Source organism: Rhizobium binxianense, from assembly GCF_028994275.1.
Lineage (GTDB): Bacteria > Pseudomonadota > Alphaproteobacteria > Rhizobiales > Rhizobiaceae > Rhizobium > Rhizobium binxianense.
The window spans coordinates 2,939,527-2,953,424 of sequence record NZ_CP118713.1 but is presented as its reverse complement, the minus strand read 5'-3'; the positions used below and the strand labels follow the sequence as shown (position 1 = coordinate 2,953,424).

11 protein-coding genes and 1 pseudogene are annotated in these 13,898 nt (G+C 60.0%); 6 read left to right on the top strand and 6 right to left on the bottom strand.

Annotated elements, in window-relative coordinates:
• Positions 1-29: 29 nt before the first annotated feature.
• Positions 30-986 (bottom strand): choline ABC transporter substrate-binding protein, encoded by a 957-nt coding sequence (locus tag PO860_RS14690; protein ID WP_275037880.1) that lies wholly within the window; start codon positions 984-986, stop codon positions 30-32.
• A 236-nt stretch (positions 987-1,222) separates the two neighbouring features.
• On the opposite strand from PO860_RS14690, the gene PO860_RS14685 reads away from it, so the two are divergent.
• From PO860_RS14685 to PO860_RS14675, 3 genes are all read left to right on the top strand, one after another.
• The gene (locus PO860_RS14685; RefSeq protein ID WP_273884327.1) at positions 1,223-1,825 is read left to right on the top strand and encodes a thymidine kinase; all 603 of its coding nucleotides are present in this window, start codon (positions 1,223-1,225) and stop codon (positions 1,823-1,825) included.
• A gap of 137 nt (positions 1,826-1,962) precedes the next feature.
• A complete protein-coding gene (locus PO860_RS14680) occupies positions 1,963-3,033 on the top strand; it encodes a hypothetical protein (protein WP_183607992.1) in 1,071 nt (356 codons plus the stop codon).
• A 147-nt stretch (positions 3,034-3,180) separates the two neighbouring features.
• Positions 3,181-4,311 carry a DUF2333 family protein gene (locus PO860_RS14675; protein ID WP_273884326.1) on the top strand — a complete coding sequence of 377 codons (1,131 nt, stop codon included), beginning with the start codon at positions 3,181-3,183 and terminating at the stop codon, positions 4,309-4,311.
• Positions 4,312-4,323: 12 nt separating this feature from the next.
• Here the strand turns inward: PO860_RS14675 and PO860_RS14670 are convergent.
• Positions 4,324-4,755, bottom strand: a pseudogene (locus tag PO860_RS14670) (PAS domain-containing protein).
• Between the two features lie 49 nt (positions 4,756-4,804).
• Positions 4,805-5,530, bottom strand: a complete 726-nt coding sequence (locus PO860_RS14665; protein WP_183608349.1) for a helix-turn-helix transcriptional regulator — start codon at positions 5,528-5,530, stop codon at positions 4,805-4,807.
• Between the two features lie 310 nt (positions 5,531-5,840).
• Here PO860_RS14665 and PO860_RS14660 point away from each other — a divergent pair, with 310 nt between their 5' ends.
• Complete coding sequence (locus PO860_RS14660) at positions 5,841-7,529, top strand: COG3904 family protein (protein WP_275038334.1); 1,689 nt, start codon at positions 5,841-5,843, stop codon at positions 7,527-7,529.
• Between the two features lie 85 nt (positions 7,530-7,614).
• On the opposite strand, the gene PO860_RS14655 is transcribed toward PO860_RS14660, so the two are convergent.
• Complete coding sequence (locus tag PO860_RS14655; protein ID WP_183607994.1) at positions 7,615-8,145, bottom strand: TIGR00645 family protein; 531 nt, start codon at positions 8,143-8,145, stop codon at positions 7,615-7,617.
• Between the two features lie 159 nt (positions 8,146-8,304).
• Here PO860_RS14655 and PO860_RS14650 point away from each other — a divergent pair, with 159 nt between their 5' ends.
• Positions 8,305-9,984: a formate--tetrahydrofolate ligase gene (locus PO860_RS14650; protein ID WP_273884325.1), complete on the top strand. Its 1,680-nt coding sequence runs from the start codon at positions 8,305-8,307 to the stop codon at positions 9,982-9,984.
• Between the two features lie 289 nt (positions 9,985-10,273).
• On the opposite strand, the gene PO860_RS14645 is transcribed toward PO860_RS14650, so the two are convergent.
• Together PO860_RS14645 and PO860_RS14640 are read right to left on the bottom strand one after the other, a co-directional pair.
• On the bottom strand, positions 10,274-11,254 hold the full coding sequence (locus PO860_RS14645) for an extensin-like domain-containing protein (protein WP_273884324.1): 981 nt from the start codon (positions 11,252-11,254) through the stop codon (positions 10,274-10,276).
• A gap of 46 nt (positions 11,255-11,300) precedes the next feature.
• Positions 11,301-11,555 carry a hypothetical protein gene (locus PO860_RS14640; protein ID WP_272781926.1) on the bottom strand — a complete coding sequence of 85 codons (255 nt, stop codon included), beginning with the start codon at positions 11,553-11,555 and terminating at the stop codon, positions 11,301-11,303.
• On the opposite strand from PO860_RS14640, the gene PO860_RS14635 reads away from it, so the two are divergent.
• Complete coding sequence (locus PO860_RS14635; protein ID WP_275032010.1) at positions 11,536-13,758, top strand: TonB-dependent hemoglobin/transferrin/lactoferrin family receptor; 2,223 nt, start codon at positions 11,536-11,538, stop codon at positions 13,756-13,758. The genes PO860_RS14640 and PO860_RS14635 overlap by 20 nt on opposite strands.
• Positions 13,759-13,898: the final 140 nt, after the last annotated feature.

The window sequence follows — 13,898 nt, the reverse complement described above, 5'->3', positions numbered from 1 at the left end:
CGGGGCGGCGAGCCGCCCCGTTCATATCATCAGAGACCGAGGCCGGTCTTGGCAGCCGCCAGCGCGTCGCCCTTGCCGTCGCGGGTCTTGACGCCGGCGAGCCAGGGCTCGATCGCCGAGGGGTTCGCCTTCAACCATTCGGAAGCTGCAGCCTCCGGCTCCTTGCCGTCGTTGAGGATCTTGCCCATGATGTGGTTCTCCATGTCGAGGGAGAACGTCAGGTTCTTCAGCATCGCGCCGACATTCGGGCATTCGTCGAGGTAACCGGCCCGCACATTGGTGTAGACCGTGGCGCCGCCGAAATCCGGACCGAAGATATCATCACCGCCGGTGAGGTAGGTCAGCTTGAAGTTGGTGTTCATCGGATGGGGTTCCCAGCCGAGGAAGACAACAGGCTTGCCTGATTTGTCGGCACGCGCGACCTGAGCGAGCATGCCCTGCTCGGAGGACTCGACGACTTCCATATCCTTCAGGCCAAAGGTGTTCTTTTCGATCATGTCCATGACGAGACGGTTGCCGTCATTGCCGGGCTCGATGCCGTAGATCTTACCGTCGAGATCGTCCTTATGGGCGGCGATGTCCTTGAAGTCCTTGATGCCGAGCTCGGCACCCTTGGCGTTGGTGGCGAGCGTGTACTTGGCGCCGACAAGGTTCGGGCCGAAGGATTCAACCGACTTGTCGTCGAGGTAGGGACGCACATCCTTTTCCTGCGTCGGCATCCAGTTGCCGAGGAAGATGTCGATGTCCTTGTTCTTCAGCGAAGTGTAGGTGACCGGCACCGAAAGGACCTTAACATCGGTCTGATAGCCGATGCTCTTCAGGACGACGGACGCGGTGGCGGTGGTGGCGGTAATGTCCGTCCAGCCGACGTCCGAAAAATGGACGGTGGAGCAGCTGTCGGGATCGGCGGCGAAAGCAGTAGTCGCAACGGAGAGGGCGGCGACGGCAGTTGCAGTAACGAGTTTGAACGTGCTTGTTGTTTTCATTTTAGACTCCCAGTCTTTAAGTTCCCAAGCCAACCACCAATAGCCGAGTTTGACAAGCGACCTCAGTGCGTTTGCGGCGTATCGACCCATGCGATTGCGACGTCGGCGGTTTTTTCGCAGCGCCTTGTTTTCCGACCGCTCGGCGATTTTCGGGCTGGGATTCCTGTGATTATCGCTTTCAGGGGGCTTTCCTTTGCCGTTGTGAGCTTTCAATAAACCGATCAAGGAGAGATCGGATGGCAAAACTCTATTTCAACTACTCGACGATGAACGCCGGCAAGTCGACGATGCTGCTGCAGGCCTCCTATAATTACCAGGAGCGCGGCATGCGCACGGTGCAGCTGATTGCTGCTTTCGACGAGCGCACCGGCCGCGGCGTCATCGGCTCGCGGATCGGGCTGGAGGCGAGCGCCATTCCTTTCGAGCCGCACGAGGACCTGTTCCGGCTGATCGCGACGCTGAGCGGAGAAGGGGCGCCGATCGCCTGTATCTTCGTCGACGAGGCGCATTTCATGACGCCTGTCCATGTCTGGCAGCTTGCCCGCGTCGTCGACAGGCTCGGCATTCCTGTGATGGTCTACGGGCTCAGAACCGATTTCCAGGGCAAATTGTTTCCGGCCTCGCAGGAGCTGTTGGCGATCGCCGACGAAATGCGCGAGGTGCGCACGATCTGCCATTGCGGGCGTAAGGCGACGATGGTGGTGCGGCTCGACGCGGAGGGGAAAGTGCTGCATGAAGGCGCGCAGATCGATGTCGGCGGCAATGAGAAATATGTCTCGCTCTGCCGCAGGCATTGGGATGAAGCGATGAACGGGGCCTGGGTCGCCGAGCCGGTCTGAAGCCGCATGCCGCCTGTTTTCTTTGGCGCGGCAAGCAATGTGCTTTCTAGTTTGCGTCATTCCGGACGGAAAACCCCTTCGCACTTTTCCCGGAATTGCTCTAGCTTGGGCAGCACGAGATTCCCTGGAGAGGCCTGGTGCGCAAACCTCCGCCATTCGACAGCCAATACGAAGCTGCAGGCAGCCTTGCCGAGAGGATTGCGGCTGACGGAGCCTATTGCGTGGCTGCGATCAGCGCCTTCAACGGCGATGACGCACGTTCGGCCGACGATGTCTTCCTCGAACAGAATGCTCGCTTCCAGGCCCATATCGCCGATACTGCGGCGCTCGACGCCCTGCAGGCCGGTCTTGTCTTTTCCCTCGACCGGCTGACGGCCGAGGTTTCGGCCGATCTCGACAGTTTCCGGGGGCTGACGCTGCGCGAGAAGATGGCCGGCTGGGTGTCGCGCCAGCGGATGTGGCGCATGTATACCGAACGCGTGCGCGAGGCGCCCGTCATCGAACGGCTGCTCGACCTTTTGACGAAATCGGACGCGCTCGCCAAGCTGATCGCCGGCCAGCGCGCTTCGATCACCGAACGGCACAGGGCCGCCGAACGCGGTCTCGTCGACATCGTCGAACAACGGCGCCGGCTGGTCGATTCCATCGATCTCGCCCGCCTCAAGATGAGGGAACTCAATGCCAAGGCGCTGACGACGCAGGGCCGCATCGGCGTCTACGGCAATAGGGCGCATTGGGAGCAAATGGAGGCGGAGCGGCGGGCGCTGAAGGCGGAAGCCGAGCGCATTTCCGCCGAGGAGCACGAGATGCGCGACGACAGTCAGCGGCGCGAGCGTTTCATCGGCCTGTTCCAGTCCTTTGTCGATTCGCTGAATGGCCGGATCGCCGCCTCCAACGTGCTGCTGCGCAAGCTGATGATCGACGTCGAGGAGCGGCTGATCATCTACCAGGCGCAGGTCGATACCGACCGGCCGGGCATGAAGATGCGAATCAAGCCGGAACTCTTTCCCGATATCGCCGCCCCGATCAGGCTGTTCGAGAAGGGCATGCTGGTCGCCCAGGATCTGGAGCGGCGCAAGAGCCGCGCCGATCTCGAATTCGCCGGCAGGTTCCCGGCCTATGCCGAACCGCCGGAAACTTCGGGAGCGCCGCTGATCGACACGGCGCCCAGGTCCTTCCGTTTCAGCCTGCCCTTTCTGCGTTCCTGAGCCTCGGGGCCTGGTTCGCACCTTTTCCGCGATGCTTTCATTCGGAAAAATCGAAGGGCTCGTGTTGTGCTCGGCCTACCGAGCGCATATGTGGATGCAGCGGGGCGGCGATGTGCCGATGTTCGCCTCGCCTGACAGGAGACGACGATGCTTGACCGGATAGCCGGTTTTTTCAAGCTCATCGGCCAGACGATCGGCCGCTGGGCTCGCTTGTTTTCCGCCTGGGCCTTCTGGCCCTTCCTTGCCGCGCACGGCTGGTATCAGCGCCGGAGCTGGATGATCCGGCTGCCGGTCATCGCGCTCGTGGCGCTATTCGTCGTGCTTTACGGCTATTTTTTCTGGCAGACCCAGGTCTGGTCTAATTTCAACACCGCCTTCGTCGACCAGTATCGGCTTTCGGAACGCAAGGTTGCCGCCGGCCAGGAAGTGCCGGCCGCCGAGGGAAGCAGCACCACGGCTGCCAAAACTTGCCAGCGCTCGGCCATCGTCGACGTCGTGGCCGATTTGACCGATTTCAATGTCAACCAGAACGCATGGATTTCTTCCATGCTGCTCTACAAGATGGGCTTCTTCGGCATCGACTGGGATCACACGCCCTTCCTCGACAACAAGGCCTCGTTCCAGCGCGGCATCAACCAGGCGGTTCGGCGAACTTCGGCGGAGCTCGTCGATACGCTCGGGCGCGTGCGCGGCACGTCAGGCATCAACAACGATTTGCAGAGCGCGCGCGGTAATCTTCAGTTCGATGAACACAGCTGGTATTTCGGGCTCAATCCCTTCGGGCCGAAAACGCCGACGCCCTCCTATTACCGCTCGGCGATCGGCAGCCTGCGTAAGTTCAACACCGATCTTTCCGCCTGCAATGCTATTTTCGACGGCCGCGCCGACAATCTCATGCAGTTCATAGACCGCATCGCCAACGATCTCGGCGGGACCTCCGACATGCTCGCCGAGCGCTCGGAAAACCACAATCGCGGCTGGTTCGATACACGCGCTGACGACCGGTTCTGGTTCGCCTACGGCCAGCTTTACGGCTATTATGCCATCCTTGCCGCAGCGCAGGCGGATTTCTCGCAGGTCGTGCAGGAGCGCAATCTTGGAGCGGTCTGGAGCGGCACGACGCGGCAGTTCCAGGCGGCACTGCGCATCCAGCCGGCGATCATCTCGAACGGGCGCGAAGACGGCTGGATCATGCCGAGCCACCTCGCCACGATGGGCTTCTATATTCTCAGAGTGCGCTCGAACCTGGTGGAAATCCGGTCGGTGCTTGATCGCTAAAGGGTTCTCGACTTAGCGGGGTAGCGTATTGTCCTCGAAGCCGACGACGCGCAGTTTCTCGACGAACTCATAAGGGATGCCGACGATGCCGCCGCCGCTTTCGTCGTCGCGAAAGCGGCCGACGCTGCGCACCAGCTTGTAGCCGCCAAGCCGGTTGTTCGACGCGATAGACGAAATGGAAGCCGGCGCCGTGACGGCTCGCCTTTTCGAAGGTCTGGGCGATCAGGCTGCGATCCTCCTCGTGGATGCGCTACATCAGCGCCGCCAGGTTGACGGGGCCATCGCTATAGGGGAGGCCGAAGATCGTATGGACATCCTCGCTTGCGAAGAAATGTCCTGTCTCTATGTCGATGCGCCAGAGGCCGAAGAGGCGATAGGCTGCATCTGGACGATGTCCGCATCGGTGATGCCGATGTGGGGGCGGGATTGATCTGCCCTGTCAATGACGGGCTGTTCGGATCACGGGACGACGTTCCGACTCTCTTCCGATTCCTCAGTTGATCAGTTTCAACCGAATTGCCTTGGCCACCAACTGGGTACGATTGACGCAATCGAGTTTTTTGATCGCGTTCGTCATATAGGCGTTCACCGTATGGTCCGAGAGTGTCAGGATCTGGCCAATTTCGATCGAGGTCTTGCCCTGGGCGGTCCAGCGCACAACTTCCAGCTCTCTGATCGACAGCACGTTATGCGCGCATTCCTCATTGCGCTTGACCGCATTGTATGCATCGAGTGCATGCAGAATGATCATTGCCAATTCGTTGACCTCGCTCTGGCCAAGTGCGGCGCGCTCGCCGCAAAACCAGAAGACCAAGCGCTGGCCATCGGCCGCAATGGTCGGCATGGCAACGCCTGCCGGTATGGCGTGGCGCAGCATCAAGGCACGCAGTTCGGCCGGGAAAGCCTGACCATTGACGGCGTCGTTGAGGTGCCAGACCGGAGGGACCGCGGACTCCCTCAGCCGCAAGCCAAAAGGACAGCCACGCATCATGTGGGCGCGGTCGAACTCCCTGATATAGGCGGCCGGGAGCGAACTTTCGATCAGCAGGGGTTTCAACAGGAGGTCTTCCGGAGCGGGGGCGTGCATCAGCGTCGCATGCGACAATCCGAAGGCTGTCGAGACCCTGCCCAGCGCCTGCGCAAACAGGCTGCGCGTTCGTGCAGCAGCAAGCTCTGAAGAAAGCAATGACTGTCTTTCAGAGGTGGTCATGTAAGACATTTGTACGCCCCCGGCAGCCCCAATGTTAACGCTATCAAACACAGAAATGCCGTGGGATGCTAGTCCCAATTGCCTTGGTGCAAGCCGATTAATCCAAATTGTGAAGAATTAGTGACAATTACGCGCGCCATGGTTGAGTTGTCGTCGGTGTTAGTAGCGTTATGGTATCGGTAACATCTTTCATGGCTGAATAACTGTGAGTTTCGCCTATGGCGGATAGGAAGAGAATCACTTCGGGAGAAAGCTCGGGCGGTAATCGTCATCGAAATCTGGCTTGCTGCGGTTCGGTGCAATTGCTAATCGTATTCTCATGTATGACCGAGCCGATTTAATCGTGCGCTTTCCAATTTTTATTTTTAGCAAGCATCTGTTATCTCATATATTACTTGTCCTATTATTTTTGAGCTTGCCGATCGGTGCCGCGATCTCGGAGGCTGCCGAGCAGAAGAAGCAGGCGGGGCAGCCGCCGATGCGTTTCATCATCGTACGCAGCCTCCTCTGCATGGAAGACTGTCCTGAATGGATATCGGCAGAGGGGCGCATCACCTCCGATACTCCCACCCAGCTTCGAAAAGTTCTGAAGAAAATCGGGGATCGGAAATTGCCGGTGGTCTTCCTGTCGGAAGGTGGCGAGGTAGATGCCGCCTATGCGATGGGCCGGATGATCCGCAAGGCCGGCCTGGAAACAGCCGTAGGAGGCACGCGACTGAAGGATTGCCCAGCGGACGATACGCGCTGCGCCGCCGCTATCGCAAAGGATGGTAGCTCGGTCGGCGTCACCTATTCGCATGGCGCATACTGTTTTTCCGCATGTCCCCTGGCCTTCGCCGGTGGCACCTCGCGCGTCTCGTCGCAATGGGCTTTCATCGGCGTCCACCAGATCACGACCGTCTACAAGAGGGAGCGTGTCTCCTATCGCATCGAATACAAGATCGTGAATGGCAAGAAGAAGGAAATTTCCCGCAAGGAGGTTGGACGCAAATCCGCGGGGCAGAGCAGTTCCACTAAACTTGGAAAGAAGGCCGCCGCTGCCCTGACGGGCTATTTGAAGGAAATGGGCGTCAGTGCCGATCTGATCGCTTTGATGATGAGTACCCCTCCTGATCGCATCACTATCGTACCGCCCACAGATGCACTTCGCATGGGGCTGAACACCGACATGCTGGCTTACAATGAGTGGCCGGGCATGCCGCTCTGCGCGCCAGGTGCAGCCGCCGAGGCCGTCTGCCACGGCCATCCGGCGGTCGAAGCCCCTGCGGCGGCCGAGGCGCCCGCGCAGGCTGTGACCGCAGACACGAGCGTGAAGCTGCCGACCACCCATCCGATGGACTTTCTGCTGATGTCCAATGGCAACTGCCAGGACGAGTGCACCCAGTGGATTTCTGCGGATGGAGACATCACGCCGGAGACGCCGGCGCGGTTGGAGGCGATCCTGAAGACGCTCGGCGGAAGAAAGCTGCCGGTCGTCTTTCAGTCCAATGGTGGGGACATGGAGGCGGCTTTCGCGATGGGGCGGATGATCCGTGTTGCAGGTCTGGAGACCTCGATTGGCAGAACGCAGTTGCCGAATTGTCCAAAGCTGGATCCGCGTTGCAAAGCCGGCATCGCCGAAAACGGACCGACCGAGGGCGAAGTCTTTGCCGGCCGTGCGTCCTGCCTTTCGACCTGTACTCTGGCCCTGATGGGAGGAAGGCCGCGGGTTGTCGGATATTCCTCTATCGGCCTCGTCAGACCTACGGCGGCTGAATATAGGGAATTCTTCGCCTATTTCGACGAGATGGGCGTCAGTGCCGAGGCATACGAGACGATGATGCTCACGACATCAATTGAGCGAGGGACTATATTTCGTACTCAGGCGCTCGAGCTTGGCATCATCAATGGTATCATCCCTGATGATGAAGAGCCCGGCTTGCATGTCTGTGGACGGGAGGCGAAGGAAAGCCTTCGATGCCACAGAAAAGCTGAGGCGAAGATCGTGCCTGCTGCTTCGGTCAATTGATCTCAGGACACGAAAGAAGCACAGCTCGGCGATTGCGGCGGGCTGTTGCCTTGTTCACCCTTCGAAGGCGCCTCTGTGCCGTCCTCTAAGTCTTATCCTTCAAATCATTCTTCGACGTCACGCTCATCAGCTTCTCCAGGAAGCCGAGCATGACGGCGGAGGCGACGAAAGCGAGGTGCATCAGGGTCAGCCACATGATCTTGCCGTCGGCAAATTTGTCGGCATTGAGAAAGACCTGCAGTAGATGGATGGAGGAGATGGCGACGATCGAGGAGGCGACCTTGATCTTCAGGCTGCCTGAATCGAGCTTGCCGAGGAAGGAGACCTCGTCGCCAGCCTCACTGGCCTCGTCGAAACGGCTGACGAAATTCTCGTAGCCCGAGATCATCACCATGACGATCAGGCTTGCGACGAGGGCCGCATCGATCAGGCTGAGCATGGCAAGGATCATCTCCGCCTCGTCGAGGGCGAAGACGCTGGAAGCGATCTTCAGGAGCTTGTAGCCGAAGGAAACCGCGTAGACGGCGAGCGCCGCTACCAGGCCGATATAGAAGGCGACGAGGATCCAGCGGCTCGACAGAATGATGCGCTCGATGATGAGTTCCAGTGTTTTCATGTCTTCACCCTGTAAAACCGCGATCGTTGCCCGCCACATAAACATCCGACGTGGCGGCCGCAAGGCGCAGCGCTATTCACACCTCGCCGATATTTCGCTATCCCGATGAAGGGAGAACAAATGCCTCCGCTCCCGCGGAGGTTGGGACGGGGAACATCTATGCCATCACTCAGGTCCGATATCGAAATCGCGCGCGCCGCGGTCAAGAAACCGATCGTCGAGATCGGGGCGAAGCTCGGCATTCCGGTCGAGCAACTCGCTCCCTATGGTCACGACAAGGCGAAGATCAGCGCCGAGTTCATCGCCGCGCAGGCAGGCAAGAAGGACGGCAAGCTGATCCTCGTCACCGCGATCAACCCGACGCCGGCCGGCGAGGGCAAGACGACGACGACCGTCGGGCTCGGCGACGGGCTGAACCGGATCGGCAAGAAAGCCATCGTCTGCATTCGCGAGGCTTCGCTCGGCCCCTGCTTCGGTATCAAGGGCGGGGCGGCCGGCGGCGGTTATGCGCAGGTCGTGCCGATGGAAGACATCAACCTGCATTTCACCGGCGATTTCCATGCGATCACCTCGGCGCATAATCTGCTGGCGGCGATGGTCGATAATCACATCTACTGGGGCAACGAAGAGAATATCGACATCCGCCGCATCACCTGGCGGCGGGTGATGGATATGAACGACCGGGCGCTCAGGAGCATGGTCTCCTCGCTCGGCGGCGTCGCCAACGGCTTTCCGCGCCAAGGCGGCTTCGACATCACCGTCGCCTCCGAGGTGATGGCGATCCTCTGCCTCGCCACCGATCTCAAGGATCTCGAGCGACGGCTCGGTGACATCATCATCGGTTACCGCTTCGACAGGACGCCGGTGCATGCGCGCGATCTGAAAGCCGACGGCGCCATGGCGGTGCTGTTGAAGGATGCGATGCAGCCGAACCTTGTGCAGACGCTGGAGAACAATCCGGCTTTCGTGCATGGCGGGCCTTTCGCCAACATCGCCCATGGCTGCAATTCGGTGACGGCGACAAAGACGGCGCTGAAGCTCGGCGACTATGTGGTGACCGAAGCGGGATTCGGGGCTGATCTCGGGGCTGAAAAATTCTTCAACATCAAATGCCGCAAGGCCGGGCTGAAGCCGGATGCGGCCGTCATCGTCGCGACCGTAAGAGCGCTGAAGATGAATGGCGGGGTGATGAAGGAGGATCTCGGCATGGAGAACGTCGCGGCGCTGAAGAAGGGCTGCGCCAATCTCGGCCGGCACGTCGCCAATGTGCGCCGCTTCGGCGTGCCCGTCGTCGTGGCGATCAATCAATTTGTCTCGGATACCGATGCCGAGATCGCGGCGGTGAAGGAATTTGTCTCGAGGCTCGGCGCCGAGGCGATCCTCTGCCAACATTGGGCTAAAGGTTCGGCCGGCATTGAGGAGCTGGCGCATAAGGTGGTGGAACTGGCCGAGTCAGGACAGGCGAAATTCCAGCCGCTCTATGGCGACGACATTTCGTTGTTCGAGAAGATCGAGATCGTCGCCTCGAAGATCTACCATGCCGGCGAAGTGACAGCCGACAAGGCGGTGCGCGACCAATTGCAGACATGGGAGGAGCAGGGCTACGGCAAGCTGCCGGTCTGCATGGCGAAGACGCAATATTCCTTCTCCACCGATCCGAGCCTGCGCGGCGCGCCGGAAGGCCACATCGTCACCGTGCGGGAAGTGCGGCTTTCGGCGGGAGCCGGCTTCGTCGTCGCCATCACCGGCGAGATCATGACAATGCCCGGCCTGCCGAAATCGCCCTCGGCGGAGCGGATTTTCCTGAATGATCAGGGTTATATCGAGGGGTTGTTCTGATCCGGTGACGGCTTACCAAAGCGCTCGACCAGATGGCGCTGCCGACGCCTTTCAAAGTCTGGATCGATAAACAGCCAGATGAAAAGGCTTTGCAGCGTGCCGAGGAACAACATTCCTATGACAAAGAGACATGCAATTGACCGGTAAAGATGAAGCCGACAGCGACGATCAGGAGAACTGCGATGATGTTCGCTATGATCTTCATTTGCCGCTGACCCTCCACCCATTTTGCAGCTCTATGTGGTTATTTCGGCGCATGGTTCAAGCGAGGATCGCAGCCACTGAATGATCAGTGGCAATAACGATAGCCGCCCTTCCGCTCGATCACGTCGAGGTGGAAATGCGTTTCGTGGGCAGCGTCGCTTTCGGGGTCGAGGACGGTGGTGAAATAGAGGCAGCCGGCGGCGCTGACGGTGCGTTGGAAGGCGCCTGTCAGCGTCGGATCCTCGCGGCGGGAGCGGACGGCGACATCCTCGCCCTTTTCGAAATGGAAGCTTGCAATGTCGATGGCGTTGCCGCGGGCATGTTCGGAGATCTTGCCGGTTTCGCCGTTGTTGCGCAGGCGGCACATATAGGCCGTAGCCTGATTGACTGATGTGATGCGGCCCTGTTCCGGCAGGGCGGCGGCGGCGGCGGGGATGACGCTCTCCTTCATCCAGCGGGCGAGGGCAAGGGCTGTCGGGCAGCGGATCGTCGCCTCCGGCTTGAGCTTGATGCCGGGCAGGGGTTCGGAGACGATGATCGGCTTGTCGATGCCGCAGCCGTTGCCGTCGTCGATGCGCGGTGTGTCCTTGAAGACGACGCCGAGTGCCTGGAGTGCCGCAGTGCATTCGGCGTGATCGGCATCGCTTTCGGGTTCGATTGTCAGATGCTGCTCTTCGAGTGTCTGCTCGGCAGGTGGCTTGTCGTCTTCCGCCGGCGGCTGCGGGCTTTTAAGCCCGCCCGGGGGTAGCGGCGGGCCTTGCATCGGTTCTGCAGGCTCCGGCTTTGACCGTTCAGGCTTTGCCGGTTCGGTTGGTGGCGCCGGCGGCTGCTCCGGCGCCGGCGCTTCCGGCTCCTTCACATCAGGCTTCGGCTGAGGCGCGGGCACATCATCCGGCGCCGGCGGTTCGGTCTTTTCGGGGAGCGGGGCGGGGGCTGTCATATCCCCGGCGTCCGGTCGAGCTTGCGGTAAGGGGCCGTGCGGGGGCAGGCGGGCGCCGGCAAGAAAGGCGGTAGCGGCGAAGATCGCCAGTATCGAAAGTTTTCTCAACGCATCCGGTTCCGTCATATCGATAGCGCCGGGGTATAACGCATTGTGGCGGTTTTCGTTGCAATTACGCAACGTCCGGCAAGATCATTAAAACTCGAATATAATATTCAACATAAACTTCTGCCTTATCTTGACATAATTCCTCATGTTTTTTATGCGGCGAAAAGAAGGCGAAGTTCTGCGCCTTCATCCGCAAAGCCCAGCCAGCCCCTCGAGCGTTCGCCGCGCCACGACCAGCCAGCCCGGTAATCATCATGAGAGGGTAGGTTATGATCGTCCGGTATTGGCGTTCAGTTCTCTTGGTCTGCACGGCAGCCACAGTTGTTCTTCCTGTTTCGCAGTCTTTTGCGCAAAGCGCTCCGGCAACGGCACCACAAGCCGCCGCGGAAGACAGCACCGTCCTGCAGAAGATCGTCGTCAAGGGCAAACGCGTGGCGCCGGGCAGCGTCGCCGACACGCCGCTTGCGACGGAGATCACCGACAAGCAGCTCGACGAGAAACAAATCACCAATCTCGAAGATCTCGGTCGCAGCGTCGATCCCGGCGTGAATTTCTCGCGCGGGGATGCCGGCGTCAATCTGCGGGGCCTTTCCGGCGCACGCATCCTGACCGTTGTCGACGGCATTCCGATCCCTTATCTCTCGAACAGTTCGCGCCAGGGTGCGTTTGCGCCGGCCAACGCCAATGGCGGCGGCGACACGTTCGATTTCAACTCGCTCTCGTCGCTCGATATCGTGCGCGGCGCGGATTCGAGCAAGGGCGGCTCTGGAATGCTCGGCGGCGCGATCGTCGTCAATACGCTGGAGCCGGAGGATATCATTCCTGAAGGCCGCGACTGGGGTGCGATCGTCAAGTGGACTTATGACAGCGAAGACAGCAGCCTTTCCGGTTCGGCCGCTGCCGCCAAGAAGATCGGCGGCATATCGATCCTGTTTCAGGGCGGCTACCGCAAGGGCCATGAACGCGACAACATGGGCGACAACGACAGTTACGGTCGTTTCCGCACCGAGGCGGATCCCGCCGATTTCGACCAGCACAACCTGCTCTTCAAGCTTCGCCAGGAATTGGAAGGCGGTCATCGCATCGGTCTGACGGCGGAACGGTTCCGCCGCGATCTCAAGACCGACCTGCGCGAACTCCAGGGTGCTGCTCCCCGCACCTTCCTGACCGACAATTATGACGGCCGCGAACTGCGCGACCGCGATCGCGTATCTCTCGACTACGATTACGAAGCACAGTCTTCGGATGCATTCTTCACCAGCGCCCGGGCCACCCTCTATTGGCAGGATCTGAAGAAGGAGTCGGGCAGCAAAGGACGCACGTCGGCCAATGTCGCCTACGGCCGCAACAACGAGATCGAAAATAAGACCTGGGGCTTCAACGGCACTGTTACCAAGGACTTCGAATATTCGAACGTCCGCCATTCGGTGAAGGCAACCCTCGAAGCGACGACGTCGGGCTGGAACCAGTACAGCTCTGCGCTTTGCCCGACGCCGACGACGTGCCCTTCGCTCAACAACCAGTCGGAAGTACCAGACGTCGACAGCAAGACCATCGGCCTGTCGATCGAAGACAAGATCGAATTCGCAGATACGAATTTTGCGCTGACGCCAGGCATTCGTTTCGACTGGTTCAGCTATGATCCGTCGACGGGCGGCGGTTTCGCCAGCAATCCGGCGCTTGCCAAGTTCGGTACGCTGTCCGACCGCAGCGATCAGCATGTTTCGCCGAAGGTGCTCGCCACCTACGAACTGACACCCGATGTGCAGCTCTACACCCAGCTGTCGTCGGCCTTCCGCGCCCCGACCGTCGACGAGCTCTATAGTCGCTTCTACAATGCGGGCGGCAACTATGCCCAGCTCGGCAATCCCGACCTGAAGCCCGAGACCGGCTACGGTGTCGAAATGGGCGCCAATTTCGACACAGGCGATTTCAACGGTCGCTTGGCGCTCTTCCACAACCGCTATCACAACTTCATTGAAACGAAGACGAGCGTAAACGCCTCCACCGGCATCACGGAGTTCAACTATGCCAACGTCAGCAGTGTGAGGATCTCGGGTGTCGAAGCGAGCGCCAACAAGACGTTTGACAACGGCATCAACCTGCACGCAGCACTTGCCTATGCCTATGGCAGGAACGAGGAAACCGCCCAGCGCCTGCGCTCGGTGGCGCCATTCAAGGCGATCGTTGGCGGTGGTTGGAGCAACGAGGCCTTCGGCTTCGATGTTTCCTCGACGCTTTCGGCGGGCATGCTCACCGACCATCTGAATACCGTCGGCACGAAGCCCGACACGACCTTCGATGCGCCCGGTTACGCGGTCGTCGATCTAACCGGCTGGTGGACGCCGGAGCAGGTGCCGGGACTGCGCGTGCAGGCCGGCGTCTACAACATCTTCGACCAGGAATATTACAATGCGCTCGCCGTGCGCGACGTCAACTTGAGCTCGACAGCAACGCAGCCGCGCGAATGGTATTCCGAGCCCGGCCGCACCTTCAAGATCTCGCTGACCAAGATCTTTTGATCCAGGGTATGAACCCAGACGACATCGCATGGGGTGGCTTTCGGGCCGCCCTTTTTCAATCCCGCAATCGCCTCTTGCGCGGCGGCTGATCTCAGGCTAACAATTTTTCTCATGATCAAGTCCTTGAACATTGCTGTTTG